The organism is Aeromonas sp. QDB62 (assembly GCF_027705695.1).
In the GTDB taxonomy this organism is placed as follows: Bacteria; Pseudomonadota; Gammaproteobacteria; order Enterobacterales; family Aeromonadaceae; genus Aeromonas; species Aeromonas allosaccharophila.
This window is the reverse complement of sequence record NZ_JAPDCD010000028.1, coordinates 1-26,293: the sequence shown is the minus strand read 5'-3', so window position 1 is coordinate 26,293 and position 26,293 is coordinate 1. Positions and strand designations below refer to the sequence as shown.

Genomic DNA, 26,293 nt, shown 5'->3' with positions numbered 1-26,293 from the left:
GTGACGACCAGCAGCCCTGGCCCCGTCAGTCGAGAATACTCAAATAACTGCGGATCGCATCACTTTTTGCAGCAAATGCAACAAAGCAGCCATGTTTGCCTCAGTCGAGGATCTTCAGCTCATCCCAGATGGCATCGACCTTCTGCTTCACCGCCTCGTCCTGCACGATGGGCTGACCCCACTCCCGATTGGTCTCGCCCGGCCACTTGTTGGTGGCATCCAGCCCCATCTTGGAGCCGAGGCCGGAGACCGGCGAGGCGAAGTCCAGATAATCGATCGGCGTGTGCTCGATCAGGGTGGTGTCCCGTGCCGGGTCCATCCGGGTGGTGATGGCCCAGATCACATCCTTCCAGTCGCGGGCGTTGACGTCATCGTCACACACCACCACGAACTTGGTGTACATGAACTGGCGCAGGAAGGACCAGACCCCCAGCATCACCCGCTTTGCGTGGCCCGGGTAGCGCTTCTTGATGGTGACCACCGCCATCCGGTAGGAGCACCCCTCCGGCGGCAGATAGAAGTCCACAATCTCGGGGAACTGCTTCTGCAGCAGCGGCACGAACACCTCGTTCAGCGCCAGCCCCAACACTGCCGGTTCATCGGGCGGACGGCCGGTGTAGGTGCTGTGATAGATGGCATCGCGCCGCTTGGTGATATGGGTGATGGTGAAGACCGGGAACTCGTCCACCTCGTTGTAGTAACCGGTGTGGTCGCCATATGGGCCTTCCGGCGCCAGCTCACCCGGCTCCAGATAACCCTCCAGCACGATCTCGGCGCTGGCGGGCACCTCCAGATCGCAACTGATGGCCTTGATCACCTCGGTACGGCTGCCGCGCAGCAGACCGGCAAAGGCATATTCGGAGAGGGTATCCGGCACCGGCGTCACCGCGCCGAGAATGGTCGCCGGATCGGCACCAAGCGCCACCACCACCGGGAAACGCTCACCGGGATGGGCCTCCTGCCACTCGCGAAAATCGATGGCACCGCCGCGGTGATCGAGCCAGCGCATGATCAGCTTGTTTTTGGCGATCTTCTGCTGACGATAGATACCGAGGTTCTGCCGCTTCTTGTAAGGGCCGCGGGTGATGGTGAGACCCCAGGTGACCAGCGGCGCCACATCGCCGGGCCAGCAGTGCTGAATCGGGATCTGGTCGAGATCGACCGCATCGCCCTCCTGCACCACTTGCTGGCAGGGGGCGGAAGAGAGGCGCTTGGTCGGCATGTTGAGCACCTGCTTGAAGATCGGCAGCTTCTCCATCAGCTCCTTGAATCCCTTGGGCGGCTCGGGCTCCTTGAGATAGGAGAGCCAGACCCCGACCTGACGCAGGGCGCCCACATCGGGCTGGCCCATGCCCATGGCAACCCGATCCGGCGTGCCGAACAGGTTGGTCAGCACCGGCATGGTGTAGCCTTTGGGATTTTCGAACAGCAGAGCCGGGCCGCCCGCACGCAGAGTACGATCGCTGATCTCGGTCATCTCCAGATAGGGATCTATCTCGCGGGTGATGCGCTTGAGTTGTCCGTTTTGTTCCAGCTGCGCGATGAAATCACGCAAATCCTTGTATTTCATGCAAGTTCCCAACCGGGTTCAGGAGGTCAGGCATTATAACCCTGGCCGTCCATCGGGTGTACCCGAATCGGGCAGCAGGCTCGGAGCAATGGGGGGAGTGTCACGCTGGCCGAGCCGTCTGGCCAGCGCAGAGAGCAGCTGGGGCTCGTCCACCTCCATCAACAGACCGGCCACCAGTGCGCCGTATTGGCGGTTGGAGAGTTCGGCCAGCAGGTATTTCTGGGCCTGCGGCGGCAAGGGCGAGAGCGCACTGAGCTGGCGCAAGGCCGATGCTTTCAATCCGGGATTGTCACTGGCGGCGATCAGCAGGTCGCTGGCAACATTGCCCTGATGGAAACGGTTGATGGTGAGCAACGCCGTGAGTGCATCCTGATCCACCGGCCGGTGCCACAAGCGGGCATACAGCGCAGGCTCACCGGTACCTTGCAACAGATACAGCAGCAGGCGGTTGTCGGGCAGATAGATATTCTGCGCCGCCAGTTGGCGCGCTTCACGTACCCAGACCGACTGCGGCTGGGTGTCGAGGGCCCGCAACAGGGCTTGCTGCTGCTGGGCAAGCGCGGGATTGCCACGGTAATAGATGCTCTTGAAGCGGAAACTGCCGAGCTCCAGCTGGCGGCGATAGCTGGCTTGCAGCGCCTGCACCTGCCACTCCCCCAGCAACTGCCGGGCGCGCGCGGCAAAATCGTAGACCGGCTGCTGCACCAGAAAACCGTCTACCTGCTGCTCCACCAGCCACTTCGGGGCCTTGCCAGCCTGAGCCTCGACCCACTGTTGCAACGCGGGGGAGGCCGGTTCGGCCGCCGGAATATCGCGCAGCAGTTGCAGCAGCAGGAACTCCCGCTGCTCGCGGCTGAGGGTCGCCAGCAGAGAGTCGATGGCGGCAAATTGCCCCTGTTGCAGACGGCTCGCCAGATAACGCTGGTGCGTCTGCAGCGTCTCGGCGGTCACCGTAACCGGTGCAGCCTGCGCATAGGCCGGAATTGCGCTCAGCAACCCCAGCAACAACCAGAAAACAGGCTTCATGACGTCTCCATCCTTGTGACATCGGGATCTCATACTACTAGGGCGACCGGAAAACAGATAAACAAAAACCGCGACCAGGGCCGCGGTTTCGTCATTTTGTGACCGGACTTACTTCTGCTGACGCCGCATGGAGTCAAAGAATTCGTCGTTGGTTTTGGTCGCTGCCAGCTTGTCGATCAGGAACTCGATGCTGTCAATCTCACCCATCGGGTGAATGATCTTGCGCAGGATCCACATCTTCTGCAGCTCGTCAGGCGCGGTCAGCAGCTCTTCCTTACGGGTGCCGGAGCGGGTGATGTCGATAGCCGGATAGACGCGCTTCTCGGCAATCTTGCGCGAGAGGTGCAGTTCCATGTTGCCGGTACCCTTGAACTCTTCGTAGATCACCTCGTCCATCTTGGAACCGGTATCGACCAGCGCGGTGGCGATGATGGTAAGGCTGCCACCCTCCTCCACGTTACGCGCGGCGCCGAAGAAGCGCTTGGGACGGTGCAGTGCGTTGGCATCCACACCACCGGTCAGTACCTTGCCGGATGACGGGATGACGGTGTTGTAGGCACGGGCCAGACGGGTGATGGAGTCCAGCAGGATCACCACGTCTTTCTTGTGCTCGACCAGACGCTTGGCCTTCTCGATCACCATTTCGGCGACCTGGACGTGACGGGAGGCAGGTTCGTCAAAGGTGGAAGCGATCACTTCACCCTTCACCATGCGCTGCATCTCGGTCACTTCTTCCGGACGCTCGTCGATCAGCAGAACGATCAGTTCACAGTCCGGGTGGTTGTAGGCGATGCTCTGGGCGATGTTCTGCAGCAGCATGGTCTTACCGGCCTTGGGCGGCGCCACGATCAGGCCACGCTGGCCTTTACCGATGGGGGAAGCCAGGTCCAGTACACGGGCGGTGATATCTTCGGTAGAGCCGTTACCCCGTTCCATACGCAGACGTTCGTTGGCATGCAGGGGGGTAAGGTTTTCAAACAGGATCTTGTTGCGGGAGTTTTCCGGACGGTCGTAGTTGACCTCGTTGACCTTGAGCAGCGCGAAGTAGCGTTCGCCCTCTTTCGGTGGCCGGATCTTGCCGGAGATGGTATCGCCGGTACGCAGGTTGAAGCGGCGGATCTGGCTCGGGGAGACGTAGATATCGTCCGGGCCTGCCAGATAGGAGCCGTCTGCACTACGCAGGAAGCCGAAACCATCGGTCAGGATTTCCAGCACACCGTCGCCAAAGATATCTTCGCCACCCTTGGCGTGTGCCTTGAGGATTGCAAAAATAATATCTTTCTTGTGCGCCCGAGCCAGATTTTCCAACCCCATGGATTCGCCAAGCTTGACCAGCTCGGACACAGGAGTGTTCTTTAATTCAGTCAGATTCATAGTGGTGAAAGTCTGTAAGCAAGGATTGAATGAGGAGACAGTCTGCTGGATTGATGCTGATCGGATTTGATTGCCAGGCTGTAGTTAGCAAAGAGTCAGGCAAAAAGGTTAGCAAACGAGCGATAAATTAGCACCAATCGGGGTGAGCGTCTAGGTGATAAAACACAAGGAGCGCATTATTGCAATGCGCTCCTCTTTGATTATTACAGGTTGCCGTCCAGGAACTCTTTCAGCTGAGTCTTGGACAGTGCACCGACCTTGGTCGCTGCCACTTCGCCATTCTTGAACAGCAAGAGGGTCGGGATACCACGAATGCCGTACTTGGGCGGAGTATCAGAGTTATGGTCGATGTTCAGTTTGGCTACGGTCACGCGACCTTCGTACTCTTGGGCAACTTCTTCCAGGATCGGGGCAATCATCTTGCACGGACCACACCACTCGGCCCAGAAGTCGACCAGAACGGCGCCATCGGCTTTGATTACATCTGCCTCGAAGCTGGCATCGCTCAGCTGAACAATCTTGTCACTCATCTCCAACTCCAGTCAGTAATTAAGGCTTTATTGACATATCAACAAAGGCAATAGTTGCCCTATTTGAAATGATCCTGTTTATTATTGCAAGCCTAACCTGATAACCTACCGCCATGAGCAAAACACACTTAACGACCGACAAATTCGCCCAAATGGGCCTCGAACCCGAAGTTCTGGCTGGTCTGGAATCAAAGGGATTTCACTATTGCACGCCCATCCAGGCACTGTCTCTGCCACTGCTGGTAGAAGGTCATGACCTCGCCGGTCAGGCCCAGACCGGAACCGGCAAGACCATTGCCTTCCTGGCTGCGACATTCAACTATCTACTGACTCACCCGCTGACCAAGCCCCGTCTGGTTAACCAACCCAGAGCCATCATCATGGCGCCCACCCGGGAACTGGCAGTACAGATCTATAACGATGCCGACAGCATCGCCGCTTCTACCGGCCTGAAACTCGGCCTCGCCTACGGTGGCGAAGGTTACGACAAGCAGCTGGCCGTACTGGAGCAGGGCGTCGACATCCTGATCGGCACCACGGGTCGCATCATCGACTACTTCAAGTCCAAGGTGATCGATCTGAGCAACATTCAGGTCGTGGTACTGGACGAAGCGGATCGCATGTTCGATCTCGGCTTCATCAAGGACATCCGCTTCCTGTTCCGCCGCATGCCTGCCCCGACCGAGCGTCTGAGCATGCTGTTCTCCGCCACCCTCTCCCTGCGCGTGCAGGAGCTGGCCTACGAACACATGAACCACCCGGAACATGTGCAGGTCGAGCCGGAGCAGATGACCGGTGTGCGGATCAAGGAGGAGCTGTTCTACCCCTCCAACGAAGACAAGATGTTGCTGCTGCTCTCCCTGATGGAAGAGGAGTGGCCGGAAAAAGCCATCGTCTTCGCCAACACCAAGCATGTCTGCGAAGACGTGCATGCCTGGCTGGAGAACGACGGCCACCGCGTCGGTCTGCTGACCGGTGATGTGCCGCAGAAGAAGCGGATGAAGATCCTCGAGGATTTCACCAAGGGTGCGCTCGATATTCTGGTCGCCACCGACGTGGCCGCCCGTGGTCTGCACATCCCTGACGTGACCCACGTCTTCAACTATGACCTGCCCGACGACGCCGAAGACTATGTACACCGCATCGGTCGTACCGGTCGTGCCGGCAAGAGCGGTCACTCCATCAGCCTGGCCTGTGAAGACTATGCCTTCAACCTGCCGGCCATCGAGGAGTACATCCACCACGCCATTCCGGTCAGCAAGTACGACCGCGAAGCGCTGCTGGATGACGTGACCCCGCCGAAACGGGTGTTCCGCAACCGTCAGCCGGTGAACCGCAACATGCGGGATCGTCAGGGCGGTGGCAACAGCAACAACCGTCGTCGTCCGCCACGCAAGAGCTAAGGACAGGCCCAGTTGCACAACTCGCCTCTCTATGCCGCCATCGACCTCGGCTCCAACAGCTTTCATATGCTGGTGGTGCGCGAGGTCGCCGGTGCCCTGCGCACCGTCGCCAAGGTCAAACGCAAGGTGCGCCTCGCCGCCGGGCTCGATCAGGAATTTCGTCTCAACCGCGCCGCCATGGAGCGGGGCTGGGACTGCCTGCGTCTGTTCTCCGAGCAGTTGCAGGACATTCCGGCCGACAATATCCGGGTCGTGGGTACCGCCACCCTGCGTCTTGCCACCAACGTCGATGAGTTCCTCAGCGAAGCGGAACGGGTACTCAACCACAGCATCGAGATCATCTCGGGCGAGGAAGAGGCCAAGACCATCTACGAAGGGGTCTCCTGGACCTCTGCCGGGGAAGGCAACCGGCTGGTGATCGACATCGGCGGTGCCAGTACCGAACTGGTGATCGGCGAACATAGCGAAGCAAAACTGCTCAACAGCCTGCACATGGGCTGCGTCACCTGGCTCAACAATCACTTTGGTGATGGCGAGCTCTCCGAGGCACGCTTCGAGCAGGCGATTGCCGCCGCCAAGGCAGTGCTGGAGAAGGTGGCGGAAGATTACCGCGCCCTCGGCTGGCGCACCTGCGTCGGCGCCTCCGGCACGGTACAGGCGCTGCAAGAGATCATGCTGGCGCAAGGGAAGAGCGAACGGGTTACCCTGCCGAAGTTGCAGGAGCTGATGGGTCAGGCCATCGCCTGCGGCAAGCTGGACCGGCTGCAACTGGAAGGGCTGGCGGCCGAGCGGCTGACCGTGTTCCCCTCCGGCCTCGCCATCTTGATCGCCATCTTCGAAACCCTGAATATCGAGAGCATGACCCTCGCGGGTGGCGCCCTGCGTGAAGGGCTTATCTACGGTCTGCTCGGCAACAATCACGACTGTGATGCCCGGGATCGCACCGCTGACAGCCTGATCAGCCGCTATCAGCTGGATAAAGAGCACGCCGAGCGGGTACGCGATACCGCCGTCGAAGCGTTCAACCAGCTGCAACCGACCTGGCGACTCTCGAAACGCTACGGTCGCCCAATCTTGCGTTATGCCGCGCTGCTGCACGAGATCGGTCTGTGCATCGAGTACAAGAAGGCGCCACAACACGCCGCCTACATCATCGACAACATCGACATGCCGGGCTTTACCCCTGCGCAAAAGAAGCTGTTGTCGGCCCTGCTGTTCAACCAGCGGGACGAATTCAAGCTGGAACCGCTGGAGAAACAGGGTGCCGTCACCGCTCGTCAGGCGATCCGACTGGCCCGTATCCTGCGCATCGCGCTGATCCTCTGCATGCGCCGTACCCAGGGCACTGTGCCCAGCTTCACCCTGCAGGCAGAAGAAGAGTCACTGACCCTGACCCTGCCCAAGGGCTGGATGGATGAACACTACCTGCGCGCCAGCGAGCTGCGCTTTGAAGTGGAACGCCAGCAGAAGATGGGCTGGCCGACCCGCGTACAGGAAGCCTGACTCAGCAACCTGGCTGTTTTGGAGCCGATCATGCCGGATTATCAACCCATCAGCTGCGATCTCTACGACTGGCTGGAGATCGCCGCCAGCTGGCAACTGCCGGTGACCCTCACCAGTCGCGAAGGTCGCCAGTGGGATGACAAGATCCGCACCATCGAAGCCAGCGAGGGGGTCGAGTATCTGCTGCTGCACAGTGGCGAGCGGCTCAGTCTGGCGGAGTTGGCGACCCTGCGCCTGAACTGGCAAGGGGAAGATAAGCTGATCCGCTTCGCGCCAACCCGCTGAATCCGCTACGAAAAAGGAGGGCCAACATGACGTTGGCCCTCCTTTTTTGCCTCCGCGACTCACACCGGCCATTAACCCGCTGCCAGTGCCGCCATCACGTAGACATCGAAGCGGTTGCTCTTGGTCTCGATGGCCATACTGGGTTTGTGCTCGTTGAGCCAGCCCGCATAATCCGGCCGCTTCACCACCACCCGCTTCTCAGCCATCTTGAGCGCGGCAGGCAGCAGGACATCCGCATCGAGATCCGGCCCCACCAGCGACTGGAACACCCGCATCTCTTTTTTCACCAGCGCCGACTTCTGCTTGTGAGGGAACATGGGGTCGAGGTAGATCACCTCGGGCCGCTCCGGCAGCGCCAGCAGATTGTCCACCGCCGGGCCCTGCAGCAGTTGCATCCGCTCGCTGACCCAGGGGCCAATTTCGGGATCCTGCGCCGCCCGCGTCAGCCCGTCTTGCAACAGAGCGGCCACCACGGGGCTGCGTTCGATCAGGGTCACCTTGCAACCGAGAGACGCGAGCACAAAGGCATCGCGCCCCAGCCCGGCAGTGGCATCCACCACGGTCGGAGTGGCGCCAGCCTTGAGCCCCACCGCCTTGGCGATGGACTGGCCGCGACCGCCGCCAAACTTGCGGCGATGCGCCACTGCCCCTTCCACGAAGTCCACATAGACGGCACCCAGCTTGGGTTCATCCAGCTTGCGCAGTTCCAGCCTCTCTTCAGTCAGTACCAGCGCAAACGGAGCCGGAAACTCCACGTCGGCAAGGCGTAAACGCAGGGCGTCGAGCTCGCCATCACGGGCGGGGACTTCACTGAAAACCTGAATATGGGGCATAGGGGACAGACTCATGGCACGTACCGAAGCGGCCATGATAACAGAAGCGGTGGATCAGCTCACGACAGTGAGGTTCATCCCCTGACGGTTGAGGGCGAGATAATCGGTGAGGTCGTCATAGGCCAGCGGGCGGCTGAGCAGATAACCCTGGGTGAAGGCACACCCTTTCTGGCAGAGGAAGTTGAGCTGCTCGCGGGTCTCTACCCCCTCGATCACCACCTGCATGCCGAGGTTGTGCACTATGTTGATGATGCCATCGAGCAGCAACCGATCCTGCTCGTTGAAGGGGATATGGCGCACGAAAGAGCGGTCGATCTTGACCAGATCGACCGGGAAGGTGCGCAGATAGTTGAGCGCCGAATAGCCGGTACCGAAGTCATCGATGGCCAGCTTGCAGCCCGCCTCGCGCAGGGCATCGATCCGCACCCTGTGCTGATCGCTACTCTCCATCAGCAGAGATTCGGTGATTTCGATGACGATGTCGGCAGGATCGAGCCCGAAGTGCTGGATCACCTTGAGCCACTCGCTCGCCTCGGGGTCGATGGTCTGAAACTCCATGGTGGAGCGGTTGATCGACATCTGCAGATCCGGGAAGCCGGACTGCTGCAACCGTGCCAGATCCCGGCACGACTGCCACAATACCAGCGCCCCCAGCCCCTGAATCAACCCCGCCTCTTCCGCCAGCGGAATGAACTCGGCAGGGGAGACCTGTCCCCATTGGGGGTGATACCAGCGCACCAGCGCCTCCAGCTTGGCGACCCGCCCGCTGCGGTTGTCCCAGATCGGCTGGTAGGCCATGGTCAGCTGCTCAAGCTTGATCGCTTCGGCCAGATCCTGCTGCATCTGGTGGCGCTGGCGCACCTCTTCCCGCATGGAGGAACAGTAAGAGCCTATCAAGCGCCCCTGCCGCTTTGCCGCAAACAGCGCCTGCTCGGCATTGCGCAGCAGCTCGTCGCTCTCGCTGCCATCGATCGGACAGAGGGTCATGCCGACGGTGGCCGTGACGTAGAGATGCTGATTCGCCAGCATAAACGGACGGGCGAAGCTGCCGATCACCTGCTTGGCAAACACCTCAGCCTGACGGCGGGTGACGATGCCGGGCACCAGAAAGGCAAATTCGTCGCCGCCGATGCGGGCCACCAGATCTTCGGTGCGCACCCGGCTCACCAGCCGATCCGACACCTCTCGCAGCAGGGCATCGCCAGCATGGTGATCCATGCTGTTGTTGACCGCCTTGAAGTTGTTGAGATCGAGCACCATCAGTGCAAAGCGCTCGCCCCGCTCGCAGAAGCGGGTGAGGCAGCGGCCAAACAGCCAGCGGTTCGGCAGGCTGGTGAGGTTGTCATAGTTGGCTTGGGTCGCGATCTTCTGCTCGGCCTGCTTGGTCTGGGAAAGATCGCTAAAAATGGCAATATATTGCTGAATCTTGCCGGCTTCGCGCAGGGTACTGATCATCAGCTGCTGCGGATAGAGCTTGCCGTTCTTGCGCTTGTTCCACACCTCGCCACGCCATACCCCCACCCGCTCCAGCGCATGGTACATGTCGGCATAGAAGGTCTGGTCATGCAACCCGGACTTGAGCATGCTGGGCCGCTGACCCCGCGCCTCGTCACCGCTGTAACCGGTGATCTGCTCGAACGCCGGGTTGACCGAGACGATGCGGCTGTCGGCATCGCACACCAGAATGGCCTCGGAGAGGTTGTCATAGACCCGGTGGGAGAGCTTGAGCTGCTCCGCATGGCGCTTGAGAGGATCGATATTCTCCAGCAGCACCATCAGGTAGTCCGGCTGCTGCTGCTCATCGCGGATCAGGGTGACGGTTACCCGCCCCCACAGGATCTCGCCCCCCTTGCAGAAGTAGCGCTTCTCCTGGGTGAAGCTGCTGCGCTCGCCACGGTGGATCTGCTCGTAACATTCGAGACTGCGCTGCCAATCTTCGGGGTGATTGATGTCGGAGATGGAGCGATACAGCAGCTCGTCGAGGGAATAACCCAGCATCTTCTCGATGGCCGGATTGGCCCAGAGAATCCGGCCGGTGAGATCGAGCTTGCCGATCCCCACCGGCGCCTGAAACAGCATGCTCTGCAGCAGCTGGGGGGCATCGGGCACAGGTTGCGGCAATTGCCGCTGCAACATCAGCGCCAGTTCACGCCCGGCCAGCGCCCCCAGCAACCGGAGCAGCCCCATCACCTTGCCCATATTGGCCTGCGGCTGGTGATAGAGCAGGCAGCAGACGCCGATGGTCTCGCCATCCGCATCCTTGAGGGCAATCCCGGCGTAGGCCTGGGCTTGCCACGCCTCGGCGAGCGGCATTGCGGGGAACAGTTGCAACAGACGATCGCTGAACCAGGCCTCTCCCTCCTGCCAGGTAATGGCATCAGGGGTGTCAGTCAGGGGCAGCGTCAGGGTATCGGGGTCAAGGGAGGAGGGGTAGGCAGCCTGCACCGTCAGATGGGAAGCATTTGATTCCCTGCTGGCGATCAGGACGACATCAGCCATCACAGCAGCGGCGATTTCACTCACAAAAGTATCGAAATATCCCTGGCCGCTCGAATGAGCCAGACTGGAGATGATTTGATAGACGGAATCGAGTGCTCGCCTCATGGCAAGTGGCTTTCTCTCCTTGAAGGTTAGAACACGACTCTACTGAAGAGCCGTGGGCAGTGCAAATATGCAATCAGCAAGATATTAAAAAGCCTTGAAAAAAGGGACCAAAAGGTCCCTTTTTGTCGTAAAAATCACGGTTTGATCCCACTATGCCGCAAAAAGTATCTACTTGAAGCTCAGTACGGTAAGGGGCCCTCAGGCGGCAATCCCGCTGTGTCTGAGCAGGGCATCCACCTTGGGCTCGCGACCACGGAAAGCACGGAACAGCTCCATCGGCTCCTTCGAGCCGCCCTTCTCCAGAATATTCTTCAGGAAAGATTGGCCGGTCGCCGGGTTGAAGATCCCCTCCTCCTCGAAGCGGGAGAAGGCATCGGCAGAGAGCACTTCGGCCCACTTGTAGCTGTAGTAGCCCGCCGCATAGCCGCCCGCGAAGATGTGGGAGAAGCTGTGCTGGAAGCGGTTGAACGCCGGTGGCGTCATCACGGCCACCTGACTGCGCACCTCGTCCAGCAGCGCCGGGAGTTGCGCCGGATTGGCCGGGTCAAACTCCTGATGGAGACGGAAGTCGAACAGGGCGAACTCCAGCTGGCGCAGCATCTGCATCGCCGCCTGGAAGTTGCGAGCCGTCAGCATCTTCTCCAGCAGATCGGCAGGCAGCGGCTCGCCGGTCTCGTAATGGCCGGAGATAAAGGCCAGCGCCTCGGACTCCCAGCACCAGTTCTCGAGGAACTGGCTCGGCAGCTCCACCGCATCCCAGGCCACGCCGTTGATACCGGCGACACCGGCCACGTCGATGCGGGTCAGCATGTGGTGAATGCCGTGGCCGAACTCGTGGAACAGGGTGACCACTTCGTTGTGGGTGAACAGTGCAGGCTTGCCATCCACCGGGCCGTTGAAGTTGCAGGTCAGGTAGGCCACCGGCTTTTGCAGCGAGCCATCCTGACGGTAGCGACGACCCAGGCAGACGTCCATCCAGGCACCGCCCTGCTTGTGCTCGCGGGCGTAGAGGTCGAGGTAGAAGCTGCCACGCAGCTCGTCCTCGGCGTCGAAGATGTCGTAGAAACGCACGTCCGGGTGCCAGGTGTCGATGCCGAGGCGCTCGCGCACCTTCATGCCGAACACCCGCTTGACCACCTCGAACAGCCCCTTCACCACCTTGCTGGCGGGGAAGTAGGGGCGCAGCTGCTCGTCGGAGATGGAGAACTTGTGCTGCTTGAGCTTCTCGGCGTAGTAGGCGAGATCCCAGGCAGCCAGCTCGCCCTGACCGTGTTGCTCGGCGGCGAAGGCGCGGATCTCTTCCAACTCGGCCTTGCCCTGCGGCAGGGACTTGGCCGCCAGATCGGTGAGGAAGCTCACCACCTGTTCGGTCTTGTCCGCCATCTTGGTGGCCAGGGAGAGCTCGGCATAGTTGGCAAAGCCCAGCAGCTGAGCCAGTTCGCGGCGCAGGGTGAGCAGCTCGCTCATGATGGCGGAGTTGTCCCACTTGCCCGCATTGGGGCCCTGATCGGAGGCGCGGGTGGTGAAGGCCTGATACATCTCGGCACGCAGTTCGCGGTTGTCCGAGTACATCATCACCGGCAGGTAAGAGGGGATATCCAGGGTGAACAGCCACCCCTCTTTGCCCTTGAGCTCGGCCATCTGACGGGCAGCGGCACGCACGCTGTCGGGCAGACCGGCCAGTTCGGCTTCATCGGCCACCAGCTTGTGCCAGCCCTGGGTTGCATCCAGCACGTTGTTGCTGAAGCGGGAGGCCAGCTCGGAGAGGCGGGCCTGAATTTCGCCGTAACGCTGCTGCGCCTCGGCAGGCAGACCGATACCGGAGAGGCGGAAGTCACGCAGGGTATTCTGGATCTCCTTGCGCTGGGCGCCGCTCAGCAGCGGGAAGTCATCGCTCTGGGAGAGGGCCAGATAGGCCTGATAGAGCCCTTCATGCTGACCGACATAGGTCTGGAATTCGGAGAGCTGCGGCAGGCAGGCGTCATGGGCCTCGCGCAGCGCTTCGCTGTTGAGTACGGAGTTGAGGTGGCTGACCGGCGACCAGATCCGTGACAGACGGTCATTTACCTCTTCCAGCGGGGCAATCAGGCTATCCCAGGTATGGGGTTCACGCTGGGCCAGCACATCGCTGATCTTCTGCTTGCAATCAGCAATCGCCTGAATCACGGCAGGCTGTACCTGCTCCGGCTTGATCTGGCTGAAAGGGGGCAGCGAATCCATTGTCAGCAAAGGGTTATTCATCCCGGTTACCTCTTGTTTGGTCTTGAACAGACCGCTTTAGCAGCTCTGTATGGCTTTCTAACATGTGGGCAACCCATGCAATAATCAAGCTGGAATCACACTCCCGCCCCCTTTTTGCCATTCGTCCCACAACCGGCGCTCCGCCTGCCCCCTGCGCGTCAACTCATGACACAAGCCGCCGGGCCTGCGCGCCATATTTCCCGCGCGACAAAACGGGAGTTCGCTCGCGCCGATTGTGATGACCAAAGTCCTCACCAAGCCTGTGGCCATCAGCGTTGGCACCTTGTCGCGCATCGCGTTATTTAAGCAAACATCGTATGGAACACATTGAATTATTAAATTTTTCCAAAATGTGACATACAGAAGAGCACATTGATTAATTTATCTTCCCCCTCCTACCATATGCGGCTAATTTGGGGGCTGCTTGATTCTCTGTACCAGACAGAGGTCGGGTGAAAAAGGCAAGGTGGTTCGAAAGGCCACCACGCAAAGCCACCGGTCTAAGGGATTTTCCTATGACAGCGGAGCTGCCCCCGAAGCCCATCCCCTGATGGGCCTCCTTTTGCAATGTACGGAGCAATGATGAACAAGTTCAAACTCTCCCTGCTGGGCTGCCTGATCGGCGCCACCAGCCCCATGCTGCACGCAGCAACCGCTGGCCAGAGCATGGTCAACCCGCAATCCGGCGTAGTGGTCGGCTACTGGCACAACTGGTGCGGCGGCGCCGGTTATCAGGGCGGTACCGCCCCCTGCGTCAAACTCGATCAGGTCAACCCGCAATACAACGTGGTCGATGTCTCCTTCATGAAGGTCTATGGCAGCAATCCGATCCCGACCTTCAAGCTGGATACCGCCACCGGCATGAGCGAAAGCCAGTTCATCGAGCAAATCGCCGAGCTGAACCGCCAGGGCCGTGCCGTGCTGCTGGCGCTGGGTGGTGCCGATGCGCACATCGAACTGCGTACCGGTCAGGAGCAGGCCTTCGCCGACGAGATCATCCGTCTGGTGGAGACCTATGGCTTCGATGGTCTGGATATCGATCTGGAGCAGGCTGCCGTCACCGCCGCCAACAACCAGACCGTGATCCCGGCCGCCCTGCGTCTGGTCAAGGATCACTACCGCGCCCAGGGGAAAAACTTCCTCATCACCATGGCGCCGGAGTTCCCCTACCTGACCGCCAACGGCCTCTACACCCCCTATCTGCGGGCGCTGGAAGGCTACTACGACTGGATCAACCCGCAGTTCTACAACCAGGGTGGCGATGGCATCTGGATCGACGGTATCGGCTGGATTGCCCAGAACAACGATGCGCTGAAAGAAGAGTTCATCTACTACATCGCCGACTCGCTGATCAACGGCACTCGCGGCTACTACAAGATCCCCCACGACAAGCTGGTGTTCGGCATCCCGACCAACATCGATGCCGCTGCCACCGGTTACGTCAAGAATCCGCAGGATCTGTTCGATGCCTTCAACAAGCTGAAGAATCAGGGTCAGCCGCTGCGCGGCGTGATGACCTGGTCCATCAACTGGGACATGGGTCGCAATGCCGCCGGTCAGTCCTACAACGAATCCTTCATCAAGAGCTACGGCCCCTTCATTCACGAGCAGGAGATCACCCCGCCGATCGACAACGGCAAGCCGGTGTTCAGCGGCGTGAGCGATACCCGCATCAAACAGGGCACCGCCTTTGATCCGCTGGCCGGGGTCACCGCCAACGACAAGGAAGATGGCGACCTGACTGGCCAGATCCAGGTGGAAGGCTCGGTAGACAGCCAGCGCATTGGTCTCTACCCCCTCACCTACAAGGTGAGCGATCGCGACAACAACGTCACCGAGCAGGTACGCAGCGTCGAGGTCTACAGCATGAAACCGGTATTCAGCGGTGTCACCGACACCACGCTGGAGCTGGGCACCCCCTTCGATCCGATGACCGGCGTCAGCGCCCATGACGAAGAAGATGGCGATCTGACCGCCCAGATCAAGGTCAGCGGCAGCGTCGACAGCAACAAGGTCGGTCGCTACACCCTCACCTATCAGGTGAGCGACAGTGCAGGCCAGCTGGTGACCCAGCAGCGCAACGTGACCGTCAAAGAGCAGGGCGCCATCTGTGAGAACAGCTGGGATGCCAAGAAGGTCTACGTGGGCGGCGACATCGTCAGCCACAACGGCAAGAACTGGCTGGCAGGCTGGTGGACTCAGAATGAAGAGCCGGGCACCACCGGTGACTGGGGTGTCTGGAAAGTTCAGGGCGACAGCGATTGCGATGGTGGCAACAAACCGCCAGTGATCAACAGCAGCGACTTCACCGTCAGCGCCATGGGCTCCGACTACACCATCGTTAACGGTCAGGTCAGCATCCGTTTCAACGTGACGACCGCCAACCCGGTGCAGATCACCGCGACCCTGGAGCAGAACGGCCGCAGCCACGGCACTACCAGCAGCAAGGTGAACGGCACCAGCACCCTGGTACTGCAGGGCAGCAACGTCACCGATGGCAGCTACGACGTGGTGATCACCGGTCTGGCTGACGGCCAGCAGCCGGTGGTGCAGCGCTTCCCGGTCACCCTGGCCGAAGAGAGCGACAACGGCGGCAACGATGGCGACTACCCGGCCTATGCCCCCAACACCGGCTATCAGGCCGGTGATCGGGTCAGCAACGCCGGTGGCAACTACGAGTGCAAACCCTGGCCGTACAGCGGCTGGTGTGGTGGTTCTACCAGCCACTATGCACCGGGTACCGGCTCTGCCTGGAGCGATGCCTGGACCAAGCTGTAATCAGCAGGTCATAAGCAAGAGGGGGCCGTTGGCTCCCTTAGCCACTCGCATCAACCGCGATTGGCTCTGCCTGGAGCGACGCCTGGACCAAGCTGTAATCAGCAGGTCATAACCAAGAGGGGGCCGCTGGCTCCCTCAGCCACTCGCATCAACCGCGATTGGCACAGCCCGGAGTTATGTCCGGGCTACATTCATAACGAACGAGGGGAGCCATCGGCTCCCCTCTTTTTTATCCGTTACACGCTCGGACACATCAGCTTAGCGGGCATCTTCCTTCAACCACTGCGCCACGCGCTTGGCGAAGTAGGTGAGGATGCCATCGGCCCCGGCCCGCTTGAAGCAGAGCAGGGACTCCATGATGCACTCCTTCTCTTTCAGCCAGCCGTTCTGGATCGCCGCCATGTGCATGGCGTACTCGCCACTCACCTGATAGGCGAAGGTCGGCACGCCGAACTGATCCTTCACCTGACGAACCACGTCCAGATAGGGCATGCCCGGCTTGACCATCACGCTGTCGGCCCCTTCCTGAATATCCAGCGCCACTTCGTGCAGGGCTTCGTTACTGTTGGCCGGGTCCATCTGATAGGTAGCCTTGTTGCTCTTGCCGAGGTTGCCGGCAGAGCCAACCGCATCGCGGAATGGGCCGTAGTAGCAGGAAGCGTACTTGGCGGAGTAGGCCATGATCTGGGTGTTGATGAAGCCATTCTCTTCCAGCGCAGCGCGGATGGCACCGATGCGGCCATCCATCATGTCAGACGGCGCGACTATATCGACCCCGGCCTCGGCGTGAGAGAGCGCCTGCTTGATCAGGATCTCGGTGGTGATGTCGTTCAACACATAGCCTTCATCATCGATGATGCCGTCCTGACCGTGGGTGGTGAACGGATCGAGTGCCACGTCGGTGATGACCCCCAGCTCCGGGAAGCGGGCCTTGAGGGCACGCACGGTGCGCTGGGCCAGCCCGTTCGGGTTGTAGGCCTCTTCCGCCATCAGGCTCTTGCTCTCCAGCGGAGTGACCGGGAACAGGGCGATAGCGGGCACGCCCAGCTCCACCAGCTCGGCAGCCTCTTCCAGCAACAGATCGATGGAGAGGCGCTCCACCCCCGGCATGGAGGGAACGGCTTCCCGACGGTTCTCCCCCTCCAGCACGAACACCGGATAGATGAGATCGTTGACGGTCAGTACGTTCTCGCGCACCAGACGACGGCTGAAATCATGTTTGCGCAGACGGCGCAGGCGGCGGCCCGGAAAGGCGCCCGGAAGAGTTGTAGCCATGAATCACTCCTGGAGAGGAAGTTGGAAGAACGCGGCGGAGGTGGCCCGGGTGTGGGCCAGCAAGGCCTCGGGCGCTTCACCACGACAGGCCGCCACCACCTGGGCGATGTGCGGCAAAAAAGCGGGTTCGTTGCGTTTCGGGCGCGGTTTCAGATCCCGCGGCACCAGATAGGGAGCGTCGGTCTCGATCATCAGGCGGCCAGCTGGAATACGGGCCACCTGCTCGCGCAGCAGCTGGCCGCGGCGTTCGTCGCAGAGCCAGCCGGTCACCCCGATATGCAGCCCCAACGCCAAACACTCGTCCAGCTCCTCGTCGGAGCCGGTGAAGCAGTGCAACACGGCCCCCGGCAGCTTCGGCAACCAGGGACGGAGGATCTCGATGAAACGAGCGTGCGCATCGCGGCAATGGAGGAACACCGGCATCCCGAGCTCGGCGGCCAGAGCCAGCTGGGCATCGAACACCGCATCCTGCACCGGACGGGGGGAGAAGTCGCGGTTGTAGTCGAGGCCGCACTCGCCGATCGCCACCACCTGCGGCAGCGCCGCCAGCTCGCGCAAGGCGGGCAGAGTTGTCTCATCGACACTCTTGGCATCGTGAGGGTGCACCCCGGCGGTGGAGAAGCAGTAGCCCGGCCAGCGGGCGGCCAACTCGGCGCTCTCGCGGCTGCCAGCCAGATCGGTACCGGTCAGGATCAGGGCCTCGACCCCGGCGGCGCAGGCACGGGCCACCAGCTCAGGCTGTTCACCGGCGAACTGGCTGCTGGTCAGGTTTAAACCGATATCGATCATGGGATGAGACATTCCGAACAAAAGGAAGACATATCAGGTATTTGAAAACCATCTACTCGATGGGCCAACACCATACGCCTCGAAGGGGAGCATGAAAAGAGGAAGGGAGCCTCAGCTCCCCTCGTTCTGCTATTCCTGCGGACTTCGTCATCCTCTCGCCGTCCGGCAAACAGGTGACGAACAGAGCCTCAGCTCTCCCCATCCGGTTGTTCCTGTTGCTCTTCATCCTCTTTCTTCACGTAGAAGCGGGCGAAGAACAGACCTATCTCCCACAGCGCCCACATCGGGATGGCGAGCAGGGTCTGGGAGAAGACATCAGGCGGCGTCAGCAGCATGCCGACCACAAACACCCCGACGATGACGTAGGGACGCTTCTCCTTCAGGTTCTTGGGGGTGGTCACACCGGTCCAGCACAGCAGTATGGTGGCTACCGGAATTTCGAACGCGACCCCGAACGCGAAGAACAGGGTCAGTACGAAGTCCAGATAGCTGGCGATGTCGGTCGCCACCGTCACCCCGGCGGGGGCGGTACTGGTGAAGAAACCGAACACCAGCGGGAACACCACGTAGTAGGCGAACGCCATGCCGGCATAGAACAGCACGGCACTGGAGGCGACCAGCGGCATGATCAGCCGCCGCTCATGCTGATACAGACCGGGGGCGATAAAGGCCCAGGCCTGATAGAGCAGATAGGGGATCGCCACGAAGAAGGAGACCACCAGAGTCAGCTTGATCGGCGTCAGGAAGGGGGTCGCCACATCCGTCGCGATCATGCTGGTCCCTTCCGGCAGCTGGCTGAGCAGCGGCTGGGCCACGAAGTCGTAGATGTTGTTGGAGAAGTAGATCAGCCCAAGAAACACCACCAGAATGGCGGAAATGGAGCGCAGCAAGCGGGTTCTCAGCTCAACCAGATGGCTGATCAGAGGTTGTTCGGCCTGACTCATGGCTTCACCTCCCCTTTTACTGTGGAGTCGCTGACCGGCACCGGCTCGCTCTCCCGCTGGCTATTGACCGGTGGCACGTCGTGGCTCAGCTGCACCGCAGGCTCCACCGGCGTGACAGGCTCAGCCTGGGCGACCGGCTCGGGGCGCGGCGGACGGATCTCGTTCTCCACCTGATAGGGGCGATTGACCGACTGGGCCGCCGCCTTGAGCTGTTCGATGGACTCCTGCAGCTCGGGGCTCAGGTTGCTCATCTGCAACTGTTCGGCCTTCTTGAGGTCGTTATGCAGCTCTTGCAACTTGAGCTCCTGCTCCAGCTCGGACTTGACCGAGTTCGCGGTCGAACGAATGAGGCGGATCCAGTGGGTAGCCGTGCGGATGGCAACCGGCAGCCGCTCGGGCCCCAGTACCACCAGTGCTACCACACCGATAACGACCAGCTCCCAAAAACCGATATCGAACATGGCTTAGGCCTGGTCTTTGTCTTTCTGTTTGGCGGTCTCACTGCTCTGAGTGGCCGCTTCGTTCAGCTGTTTCGGGGGAAACTCGGCATCTTTCTGCTCGGCCTTGGCATCAGCCGGCTCGTCGGAGAGGGCTTTCTTGAACCCTTTGACCGCCGCGCCCAGATCACCGCCAATGCCGCGCAGTTTCTTGGTACCGAACAGCAGCACGACGATGACTGCAATGATCAACAATTGCCAAATACTGATACCACCCATGATTTTCTCTCCAGAACAGGCGCCTGACGGCGCGGTTGTTGATTAATGGGAACGGGTTCGCAACCAGCCGACCAGCCAGCAGAGGGCTGCACCGGCGAGACTGGCTTGTCCCCACTCAATGTGTTGTTTTTGGGTCAGCAAGAATACACCCGCCAATAGCAGGCTGGCTCCAACCCCTAAGAGGTAGCGGGCCTGCCCCTGCCGACGGCTGTGACGGCGGAACTCGGCAAACATCTGGTCGAAATGACGCTGCTGATGACGGGTCTGGCGCAGAGTCTCATAGACCAGCTCCGGCAGCTCCGGCAGCTTCTCGGCCCAGAATGGCGCCTTCTCCTTGATGGCGTTCAATACCGACTTGGGCCCTACCTGTTCGTGCATCCAGTTTTCGAGGAACGGCTTGGCGGTCTGCCACAAATCGAGCTGCGGGTAGAGCTGACGCCCCAACCCTTCCACATAGAGCAGGGTCTTTTGCAGCAGCACCAGCTGCGGCTGCACCGTCATATGGAAGCGACGTGCGGTGTTGAACAGGTTGAGCAGCACATGACCGAACGAGATCTCGGAGAGCGGCTTCTCGAAGATGGGCTCCAGCACGGTGCGGATGGCAAACTCGAACTCGTCCACCTTGGTGTCTGCCGGTACCCAGCCCGACTCCACGTGCAGCTCCGCCACCCGACGATAGTCACGGTTGAAGAAGGCGAGGAAGTTCTCCGCCAGATAGCGTTTATCTTCCCGATTGAGGGTACCGACGATGCCGCAGTCGATGCCGATCCAGAGCGGGTTTTCCGGATGTTCGTAAGAGACGAAGATATTGCCCGGGTGCATGTCGGCATGGAAGAAGCTGTCGCGGAACACCTGGGTGAAGAAGACCTCGACCCCGCGCTCGGCCAGCAGCTTCATATTGGTGCCGTTGGCTTCCAGCGCCGGTATATCGGAGACCGGAATACCGTAGATGCGCTCCATCACCAGCACCTGCTCGCGGCAGAGGTCGGTGATGATTTCAGGCACATAGAGCGCCTCTGAGCCGGTGAAGTTGCGGCGCAGCTGGATAGCGTTGGCCGCTTCGCGCATCAGGTTCAGCTCGTCGAGGATGGTCTTGCGATACTCCTCCACCACCTCGATGGGGCGCAGCCGCGCACTCTGGGGCACAAAACGGGCCACCAGACGGGCCAGCGCCTGCATCAGCCGCAGGTCAGCCTCGATGACCGGCTCGATGTCGGGGCGGATCACCTTGATGACGATCTCGCGGCCACTCTCCTTCAGGCGGGCGGTATGCACCTGCGCGATGGAGGCCGACGCCAGCGGCGTCTCGTCGAAGTCGTCAAACAGGGTTTCGATGGGGCAACCCAGGCTCAGCTCGATCTGCTGGCGCGCCGCCTGACCGCAGAAGGGGGGCACCCTGTCCTGCAGCAGGGCCAGCTCCTCGGCGATATCCGGCGGCAACAGGTCGCGGCGGGTCGAGAGCATCTGGCCAAACTTGATGAAGATGGGGCCAAGGGCCTCGAAGGCGAGGCGGATGCGGGCACCGCGGCTGAGATCCGGTTGCTTGTTCTTGAGCCAGAACAGGGAGCGACGAGCCAGACGACCCGGCCAGGGTTGATAACGGGCGGGCACCAGTTCGTCGATGCCCTGCTCCAGCAGGATGGTGATGATGCGATAGAGGCGTTTGAACTCCTTCGGGGTCATCAGGTCACCTGCTGTTCGAAGCGGGCCAGCCGCAGTTCGACGGCCTTGAGCTGCTGGGCCAGCACCTCGACGTCATCGTTGAAACTCGCCACTTCCAGCGGGCCGGGGGCGAGGCGAGCCTCTTCGGTCAGATATTCCGCCAGCTGGCTGCGGGTGCGGCACAGTTCGCGACCGACCAAGCGACGCGCCTGACGGGCACCGCTGAACAGGGTGTGGGCCAGCACGTCGCCGGTATAGCGCGACAGCTCCTCCTCCCAGTCGATATCCAGCTCACCCAGCAGCACGCTGAATGCCTGTACCAGCTGGGGATCACCGCTCAGATCCAGTTTCTCCTCGCGGATATAGCGGGTCAGGGCGGACGGGTCTTTCAGCAGACCGAGGGCGGTCAGGGAGAGGCTAAGCACCGCATCGGCCTCCCCTTCATGCTGGGCCAGCACATCCAGCCGACGCTCGGAGAAGACAAACCAGAGCGGCTTGAGTTCACGCAGCTCCAGCTTGAGCACCTTGCCCACCAGTTTGCGCAGCCGCTCCGGGCTCTGTTTGTCCAGCGCCAGCAACTGGTTGAGGCTGGTTTCGATCACCGCGGTGACCATGGCATCCAGTTGTATCGGGATTGGCATAGGCAACCTTAAAACTTGTAACCGCGGTGCAGGGCGACCACACCCTGGGTCAGATTGAAGTACTCCACCTGCTCGAAACCGACATTTTCCATCATGCCCGCCAGGGTCTGCTGATCCGGGTGCATGCGAATGGACTCTGCCAGATACTTGTAGCTTTCACCGTCGTTCGCGACGATTTCGCCCATTTTCGGCAGCAGTTTGAAGGAGTAGAGGTCATAGAGCTTGGCGATCACTTCGCTGACCGGCTTGGAGAACTCCAGCACCAGCAGACGGCCACCCGGCTTGAGCACCCGAAACATGGAGGCGAGCGCCTTGTCCTTGTCGGTGACGTTGCGCAGGCCGAAGCCGATGGTAATCACGTCGAAGTGGTTATCCGGGAAGGGGAGCGCCTCGGCATTGGCTTGCACGTAGGAGACGTTGTTGGCGACCCCCAGATTGCGCAGCTTGTCGCGGCCCACTTTCAGCATGGAGTCGTTGATATCCGCCAGCACTACCTGACCGGTCTCGCCGACGATGCGGGAGAACTTGGCGGTCAAGTCACCGGTACCACCGGCCAGATCCAGCACCTTCTGGCCCTTGCGCACACCGGAACAGTCGATGGTGAAGCGCTTCCACAGGCGGTGGATGCCGAACGACATCAGATCGTTCATCAGATCATACTTGGCTGCCACCGAATGGAAGACACCTGCTACCAGAGTTTCCTTCTCGGTCGCGGCCACGGTTTTAAAGCCAAAATGCGTTGTCGTTGCTTGTTCTGACATCCCTTAAACACCCATAGAGCAAAGAATGGCCGCCAGTTTACCAGAGCCACTGGCGTCCGGACACCTTAAACCCGGCTCGCAACCAACTGCATGCCCAGCACCACCATGGCCAGACAGAGGAAGAGATTGAGACCGATATTGAGCAGCGCTTTCAGATAGGCTCCATGTTGAGCCAGCACTACCGTATCGAGGGCAAAGGAAGAAAACGTGGTCAGGGCACCGAGGATCCCCACCATCAGCAGCGGCTTCATCGGGTGTTCTACCACATGACCGTGGCTGATGAGGGCGAACGCTACCCCCATGATGAAAGAGCCCACCACGTTGACCACCAGAGTCCCGTAAGGAAAGTGGCGCCCCAGCAGCAAGGCCATCAGTTCGGCAATTCCAAAACGAAGGCAGGCGCCGATGGCGCCCCCTGCAGCAACATAGAACCAGGTTTGCATGGTGTCACTCCCTCAGGGTCAGGCCGCCATTATGTCGCAATGGCGGCCCTTGTGCCCAGAGGCGGAACTAATCGCCACCCAGCCTGATTGAAATCTCAGCGGCGAAAATCGATGGGCTCGGGCTGACCCAGCACGATTTCGGTCTGGGCCGGGCGGGTCTGGGCAATCACCTTGCCGTGGCGGACCGAGTAACGCACCGGCACCTGACGGCGCACCGCATCGAAGCCGTTGTCGGCGGGCAGGACCAACAGGTTGGCCGGTTTGCCCACTTCGATACCATAGCGATCCTGCACATTCAGGGTGCGGGCGCTGTGGCTGCTGATCAGCTTCAGACCGTCGTTGATCTGCTCGTAACCCATGATCTGGCAGACATGCAGCCCCATGTGTAGCACCTGCAACATGTTGGCAGTGCCCATGGGATACCAGGGGTCGAACACGTCGTCGTGACCGAAACAGACGTTGATGTTCGCCTCCAGCATCTCCTTCACCCGGGTAATGCCGCGACGTTTGGGATAGGTATCGAACCGTCCCTGCAGGTGAATGTTCACCAGCGGATTGGCCACGAAGTTGATGTCCGCCATCTTCAGCAGACGGAACAGGCGGGAAGCATAAGCACCGTTGTAGGAGTGCATGGCGGTGGTGTGACTGGCGGTGACTCTATGACCGATACCCCGCTCGTAGGCCAGGGTTGCCAGCGTCTCGATGAAACGAGACTGCTCGTCATCGATCTCGTCGCAGTGCACATCGACCAGAACCTGATACTTCTCGGCAAGATCGAAGATGTAGTGCAAACTTTCGACCCCATATTCCCGAGTAAACTCGAAATGGGGGATCGCGCCGATCACGTCGGCCCCCAGCCTGAGCGCCTCCTCCAGCAAGGCCTTACCATTCGGGTAGGAGAGGATCCCCTCCTGCGGGAAGGCGACAATTTGCAGCTCCACCCACTCCTTCATCTCTTCCCGCACCTCCAGCATCGCCTTCAGGGCAATCAGATTGGGGTCGGAGACATCAACGTGAGTACGCACAAACTGGATGCCGTTGGCGATCTGCCACTTCAGTGTCTGGATGGCGCGCTGTTTCACATCCTCATGGGTCAGCAGCGCCTTGCGCTCGGCCCAGCGCTCGATCCCCTCGAACAACGTCCCGGAGAGATTCCAGCTCGGCTCGCCCGCTGTCTGGGTGGTATCGAGGTGAATATGGGGTTCGATAAAGGGGGCGATCGCCAGACCGCCCTCCCCGTCCAGCACCCGACCAGCTACGGCATGTTCGTCATGGGGTTCGATGGCGGTGATGACCCCATCCTGACAGCGGATCTGCCACAATCCTTCCCGATCGGCCAAACGAATATGTTGAATCAGCATTTGCTAGCTTCCTGTACCAGAACCGGCCGCTGGGTGAGGCGAACCAGAATGAAATAGGTGAAGGCGGCGCCCAATACCGCGTTGAGTGGCACTATGCCCGGCAGCCATTTACCGACAGCCACCCCGACTGCCGTGGCGACCAGCGCCTGCCAGCGTACCGTCTCGAACTGTTGATCGGCAAACTGACGGTAACGCTCACGATTGAGCAGGAAATCCATGATGATAATGCCACCGATCGGCGGGATTGCCGTACTCAAAAAGGCCAGCCAGCCGACAAAGTTGTTGTAAAGCCAGAGGGCGCAAGCCGTACCAATCAATCCATTGATCACGCTGAGCGGCTTGCTCTTGAGGCCGGTAATGTTGGCAAAACCGAGGCCGGAGGCATAGAGCGCGTTGTCGTTGGTGGTCCAGATATTGAGGCCCAGCACCAGAATGGCGGGGATCAGCAGCCCCTGCATCAGCATCACTTCCGAAATATCAGCCTGACCGGTCACCGCCGCACCGGCTGCGCCGAAGACGAACATCAGCGTGTTGCCCAAAAAAAACGCCACCATGGTAATCATGACGGCGCCCCAGGGTTTGCGACCAAATCGGACAAAGTCGGCGGTCAGAGTTCCTGCACTGATAAAGGAACCGACCACCATGGTCAGCGCCGTAGTGAACTCGATGGGATTGCTTGGTTGTACCTGCTGCAGCGCCGCCATGCCACCGGTCGAGGTCACCGCCAGCCAGACCGAGTAGCCGCCGAGCAGCGCAATGGCCGGCACGGCCACAAAGCTCAGCACCATCAGGGCGGAAATGCCGAAGTAGACGGTCGCCGTCATCAGAATGCCAGAAATGGCGATCAGCCAGTTCACATCGATGCCGGTCGCCTTCTGCACCGGCAGCGCAAACATTGCCACGCCGACGCCGAACCAGCCGACCTGAGTGCCGCCCAGCAGTAGCGAAGGCAGCCAGGAACCTTTCACCCCAAAGGAGTAACGAGCCAGCAGATGGGTAGAGAGACCGGTTGAAGCACCGATATAACCGAGACAGGCGGTGTAGATCCCCAGCAGCAAGTTGCCGATCAGTACCGCCTTGATGAAATCATCGAACACCAGCCCGGTACCGAGCGCCCCGCCTGTCCACATACTGGCAGAGAAGAAGGTCAGGCCAAGCATCACCAGCATCAGCGACAGCACACCTTTGCGCCCCTTGGCGGGAACCGCCCTCAAACAGTATTCGTTATCCTGCGCCATGCTCTCTCTCCACGTAATTGGCAAAACGCGCCGGATTTTACATGTAAAACGTTTTACGTCAATCAAACAACGATGAATATCGGGAAATTAATAGGTTTTGTGGTCAAACGAACCACAAAAATGAAGAGTGATGGAGAAGTATGAAACCCCGAGAAATGGAGATCAGCAGAGGATATGGTGGCATTTTTCCGAAAGATAAATGCAAAAAAGCCTCCCTTTTCAGGGAGGCTTTTGCTTTCATGGTGCTGATACCCAGAGTCGAACTGGGGACCTCATCCTTACCAAGGATGCGCTCTACCAACTGAGCCATATCAGC

General features: G+C 60.3%; 22 protein-coding genes, 1 tRNA gene and 1 riboswitch. Of the genes, 4 read left to right on the top strand and 19 right to left on the bottom strand.

Features of this window, described 5'->3' with window-relative positions:
• Positions 1-100: 100 nt before the first annotated feature.
• The 4 genes from ubiD to trxA all read right to left on the bottom strand — a co-directional run bounded on the left by ubiD (position 101) and on the right by trxA (position 4,500).
• Positions 101-1,570, bottom strand: a complete 1,470-nt coding sequence (ubiD, locus tag OKC27_RS14605; RefSeq protein WP_042060819.1) for a 4-hydroxy-3-polyprenylbenzoate decarboxylase — start codon at positions 1,568-1,570, stop codon at positions 101-103.
• Positions 1,571-1,603: 33 nt separating this feature from the next.
• Positions 1,604-2,596, bottom strand: a complete 993-nt coding sequence (locus OKC27_RS14600) for a hypothetical protein (protein WP_182938546.1) — start codon at positions 2,594-2,596, stop codon at positions 1,604-1,606.
• Between the two features lie 108 nt (positions 2,597-2,704).
• The gene (gene rho, locus OKC27_RS14595) at positions 2,705-3,970 is read right to left on the bottom strand and encodes a transcription termination factor Rho (protein WP_042656764.1); all 1,266 of its coding nucleotides are present in this window, start codon (positions 3,968-3,970) and stop codon (positions 2,705-2,707) included.
• A 203-nt stretch (positions 3,971-4,173) separates the two neighbouring features.
• Positions 4,174-4,500, bottom strand: a complete 327-nt coding sequence (gene trxA, locus OKC27_RS14590; RefSeq protein WP_005339416.1) for a thioredoxin TrxA — start codon at positions 4,498-4,500, stop codon at positions 4,174-4,176.
• A 113-nt stretch (positions 4,501-4,613) separates the two neighbouring features.
• Between trxA and rhlB the strand changes: the two genes are divergently transcribed.
• From rhlB to OKC27_RS14575, 3 genes are read left to right on the top strand one after another with little or no spacing between them, the layout of a single operon-like run.
• On the top strand, positions 4,614-5,903 hold the full coding sequence (gene rhlB / locus OKC27_RS14585; RefSeq protein ID WP_042656763.1) for an ATP-dependent RNA helicase RhlB: 1,290 nt from the start codon (positions 4,614-4,616) through the stop codon (positions 5,901-5,903).
• A 12-nt stretch (positions 5,904-5,915) separates the two neighbouring features.
• Positions 5,916-7,406 carry a guanosine-5'-triphosphate,3'-diphosphate diphosphatase gene (gppA, locus tag OKC27_RS14580; RefSeq protein WP_042656762.1) on the top strand — a complete coding sequence of 497 codons (1,491 nt, stop codon included), beginning with the start codon at positions 5,916-5,918 and terminating at the stop codon, positions 7,404-7,406.
• Positions 7,407-7,436: 30 nt separating this feature from the next.
• Entirely contained in the window at positions 7,437-7,691 is a 255-nt protein-coding gene (locus OKC27_RS14575) for a Rho-binding antiterminator (RefSeq protein WP_182938547.1), read from the top strand.
• 71 nt (positions 7,692-7,762) lie between these two features.
• On the opposite strand, the gene OKC27_RS14570 is transcribed toward OKC27_RS14575, so the two are convergent.
• The 3 genes from OKC27_RS14570 to prlC all read right to left on the bottom strand — a co-directional run bounded on the left by OKC27_RS14570 (position 7,763) and on the right by prlC (position 13,369).
• Positions 7,763-8,524: a class I SAM-dependent methyltransferase gene (locus OKC27_RS14570; RefSeq protein WP_267967859.1), complete on the bottom strand. Its 762-nt coding sequence runs from the start codon at positions 8,522-8,524 to the stop codon at positions 7,763-7,765.
• 54 nt (positions 8,525-8,578) lie between these two features.
• Positions 8,579-11,128, bottom strand: coding sequence for a putative bifunctional diguanylate cyclase/phosphodiesterase (locus tag OKC27_RS14565; RefSeq protein ID WP_182938548.1), 2,550 nt, complete (start codon positions 11,126-11,128; stop codon positions 8,579-8,581).
• Positions 11,129-11,326: 198 nt separating this feature from the next.
• The gene (gene prlC, locus OKC27_RS14560) at positions 11,327-13,369 is read right to left on the bottom strand and encodes an oligopeptidase A (RefSeq protein ID WP_182938550.1); all 2,043 of its coding nucleotides are present in this window, start codon (positions 13,367-13,369) and stop codon (positions 11,327-11,329) included.
• 450 nt (positions 13,370-13,819) lie between these two features.
• Positions 13,820-13,904: riboswitch (cyclic di-GMP riboswitch) on the top strand.
• Positions 13,905-13,951: 47 nt separating this feature from the next.
• Here prlC and OKC27_RS14555 point away from each other — a divergent pair.
• Entirely contained in the window at positions 13,952-16,147 is a 2,196-nt protein-coding gene (locus tag OKC27_RS14555; RefSeq protein ID WP_182938551.1) for an immunoglobulin-like domain-containing protein, read from the top strand.
• 258 nt (positions 16,148-16,405) lie between these two features.
• On the opposite strand, the gene hemB is transcribed toward OKC27_RS14555, so the two are convergent.
• From hemB to OKC27_RS14495, 12 genes are all read right to left on the bottom strand, one after another.
• Positions 16,406-17,422, bottom strand: coding sequence for a porphobilinogen synthase (hemB, locus tag OKC27_RS14550; RefSeq protein WP_182938552.1), 1,017 nt, complete (start codon positions 17,420-17,422; stop codon positions 16,406-16,408).
• A 3-nt stretch (positions 17,423-17,425) separates the two neighbouring features.
• Positions 17,426-18,211, bottom strand: a complete 786-nt coding sequence (locus OKC27_RS14545; protein WP_182938553.1) for a TatD family hydrolase — start codon at positions 18,209-18,211, stop codon at positions 17,426-17,428.
• Between the two features lie 188 nt (positions 18,212-18,399).
• Entirely contained in the window at positions 18,400-19,155 is a 756-nt protein-coding gene (gene tatC / locus OKC27_RS14540) for a twin-arginine translocase subunit TatC (RefSeq protein ID WP_163129685.1), read from the bottom strand.
• On the bottom strand, positions 19,152-19,616 hold the full coding sequence (gene tatB, locus OKC27_RS14535; RefSeq protein WP_124930484.1) for a Sec-independent protein translocase protein TatB: 465 nt from the start codon (positions 19,614-19,616) through the stop codon (positions 19,152-19,154). The genes tatC and tatB overlap by 4 nt, the downstream gene beginning before the upstream one ends.
• Before the next feature lie 3 nt (positions 19,617-19,619).
• Positions 19,620-19,871 (bottom strand): Sec-independent protein translocase subunit TatA, encoded by a 252-nt coding sequence (gene tatA / locus OKC27_RS14530; protein WP_005339385.1) that lies wholly within the window; start codon positions 19,869-19,871, stop codon positions 19,620-19,622.
• Positions 19,872-19,913: 42 nt separating this feature from the next.
• Positions 19,914-21,554, bottom strand: coding sequence for a ubiquinone biosynthesis regulatory protein kinase UbiB (gene ubiB / locus OKC27_RS14525; protein ID WP_005339383.1), 1,641 nt, complete (start codon positions 21,552-21,554; stop codon positions 19,914-19,916).
• Entirely contained in the window at positions 21,554-22,162 is a 609-nt protein-coding gene (locus OKC27_RS14520) for a ubiquinone biosynthesis accessory factor UbiJ (protein WP_042021150.1), read from the bottom strand. Before OKC27_RS14520 ends, ubiB begins: the two co-directional genes overlap by 1 nt.
• Positions 22,163-22,182: 20 nt before the next feature.
• Positions 22,183-22,935, bottom strand: a complete 753-nt coding sequence (gene ubiE, locus OKC27_RS14515) for a bifunctional demethylmenaquinone methyltransferase/2-methoxy-6-polyprenyl-1,4-benzoquinol methylase UbiE (protein ID WP_042656756.1) — start codon at positions 22,933-22,935, stop codon at positions 22,183-22,185.
• Positions 22,936-23,000: 65 nt separating this feature from the next.
• Positions 23,001-23,378 (bottom strand): fluoride efflux transporter CrcB, encoded by a 378-nt coding sequence (crcB, locus tag OKC27_RS14510; protein ID WP_005339378.1) that lies wholly within the window; start codon positions 23,376-23,378, stop codon positions 23,001-23,003.
• Positions 23,379-23,473: 95 nt separating this feature from the next.
• Positions 23,474-24,739, bottom strand: coding sequence for a cytosine deaminase (locus tag OKC27_RS14505; protein ID WP_182938554.1), 1,266 nt, complete (start codon positions 24,737-24,739; stop codon positions 23,474-23,476).
• Positions 24,733-25,977, bottom strand: a complete 1,245-nt coding sequence (codB, locus tag OKC27_RS14500) for a cytosine permease (protein WP_182938555.1) — start codon at positions 25,975-25,977, stop codon at positions 24,733-24,735. The genes OKC27_RS14505 and codB overlap by 7 nt, the downstream gene beginning before the upstream one ends.
• A 240-nt stretch (positions 25,978-26,217) precedes the next feature.
• Positions 26,218-26,293: transfer RNA gene (locus tag OKC27_RS14495), tRNA-Thr, on the bottom strand.

What these genes read in the sequence shown, in the direction of transcription:
- ubiD (WP_042060819.1), bottom strand. Translation starts at nt 1,570, where the DNA reads ATGAAATACAAGGATTTGCGTGATTTCATCGCGCAGCTGGAACAAAAC.
- ubiE (WP_042656756.1), bottom strand. Translation starts at nt 22,935, where the DNA reads ATGTCAGAACAAGCAACGACAACGCATTTTGGCTTTAAAACCGTGGCC.
- rhlB (WP_042656763.1), top strand. Translation starts at nt 4,614, where the DNA reads ATGAGCAAAACACACTTAACGACCGACAAATTCGCCCAAATGGGCCTC.
- codB (WP_182938555.1), bottom strand. Translation starts at nt 25,977, where the DNA reads ATGGCGCAGGATAACGAATACTGTTTGAGGGCGGTTCCCGCCAAGGGG.
- hemB (WP_182938552.1), bottom strand. Translation starts at nt 17,422, where the DNA reads ATGGCTACAACTCTTCCGGGCGCCTTTCCGGGCCGCCGCCTGCGCCGT.
- OKC27_RS14570 (WP_267967859.1), bottom strand. Translation starts at nt 8,524, where the DNA reads ATGCCCCATATTCAGGTTTTCAGTGAAGTCCCCGCCCGTGATGGCGAG.
- trxA (WP_005339416.1), bottom strand. Translation starts at nt 4,500, where the DNA reads ATGAGTGACAAGATTGTTCAGCTGAGCGATGCCAGCTTCGAGGCAGAT.
- OKC27_RS14575 (WP_182938547.1), top strand. Translation starts at nt 7,437, where the DNA reads ATGCCGGATTATCAACCCATCAGCTGCGATCTCTACGACTGGCTGGAG.
- ubiB (WP_005339383.1), bottom strand. Translation starts at nt 21,554, where the DNA reads ATGACCCCGAAGGAGTTCAAACGCCTCTATCGCATCATCACCATCCTG.
- tatB (WP_124930484.1), bottom strand. Translation starts at nt 19,616, where the DNA reads ATGTTCGATATCGGTTTTTGGGAGCTGGTCGTTATCGGTGTGGTAGCA.
- OKC27_RS14600 (WP_182938546.1), bottom strand. Translation starts at nt 2,596, where the DNA reads ATGAAGCCTGTTTTCTGGTTGTTGCTGGGGTTGCTGAGCGCAATTCCG.
- OKC27_RS14565 (WP_182938548.1), bottom strand. Translation starts at nt 11,128, where the DNA reads ATGAGGCGAGCACTCGATTCCGTCTATCAAATCATCTCCAGTCTGGCT.
- tatA (WP_005339385.1), bottom strand. Translation starts at nt 19,871, where the DNA reads ATGGGTGGTATCAGTATTTGGCAATTGTTGATCATTGCAGTCATCGTC.
- OKC27_RS14505 (WP_182938554.1), bottom strand. Translation starts at nt 24,739, where the DNA reads ATGCTGATTCAACATATTCGTTTGGCCGATCGGGAAGGATTGTGGCAG.
- OKC27_RS14545 (WP_182938553.1), bottom strand. Translation starts at nt 18,211, where the DNA reads ATGATCGATATCGGTTTAAACCTGACCAGCAGCCAGTTCGCCGGTGAA.
- OKC27_RS14555 (WP_182938551.1), top strand. Translation starts at nt 13,952, where the DNA reads ATGAACAAGTTCAAACTCTCCCTGCTGGGCTGCCTGATCGGCGCCACC.
- prlC (WP_182938550.1), bottom strand. Translation starts at nt 13,369, where the DNA reads ATGAATAACCCTTTGCTGACAATGGATTCGCTGCCCCCTTTCAGCCAG.
- rho (WP_042656764.1), bottom strand. Translation starts at nt 3,970, where the DNA reads ATGAATCTGACTGAATTAAAGAACACTCCTGTGTCCGAGCTGGTCAAG.
- tatC (WP_163129685.1), bottom strand. Translation starts at nt 19,155, where the DNA reads ATGAGTCAGGCCGAACAACCTCTGATCAGCCATCTGGTTGAGCTGAGA.
- crcB (WP_005339378.1), bottom strand. Translation starts at nt 23,378, where the DNA reads ATGCAAACCTGGTTCTATGTTGCTGCAGGGGGCGCCATCGGCGCCTGC.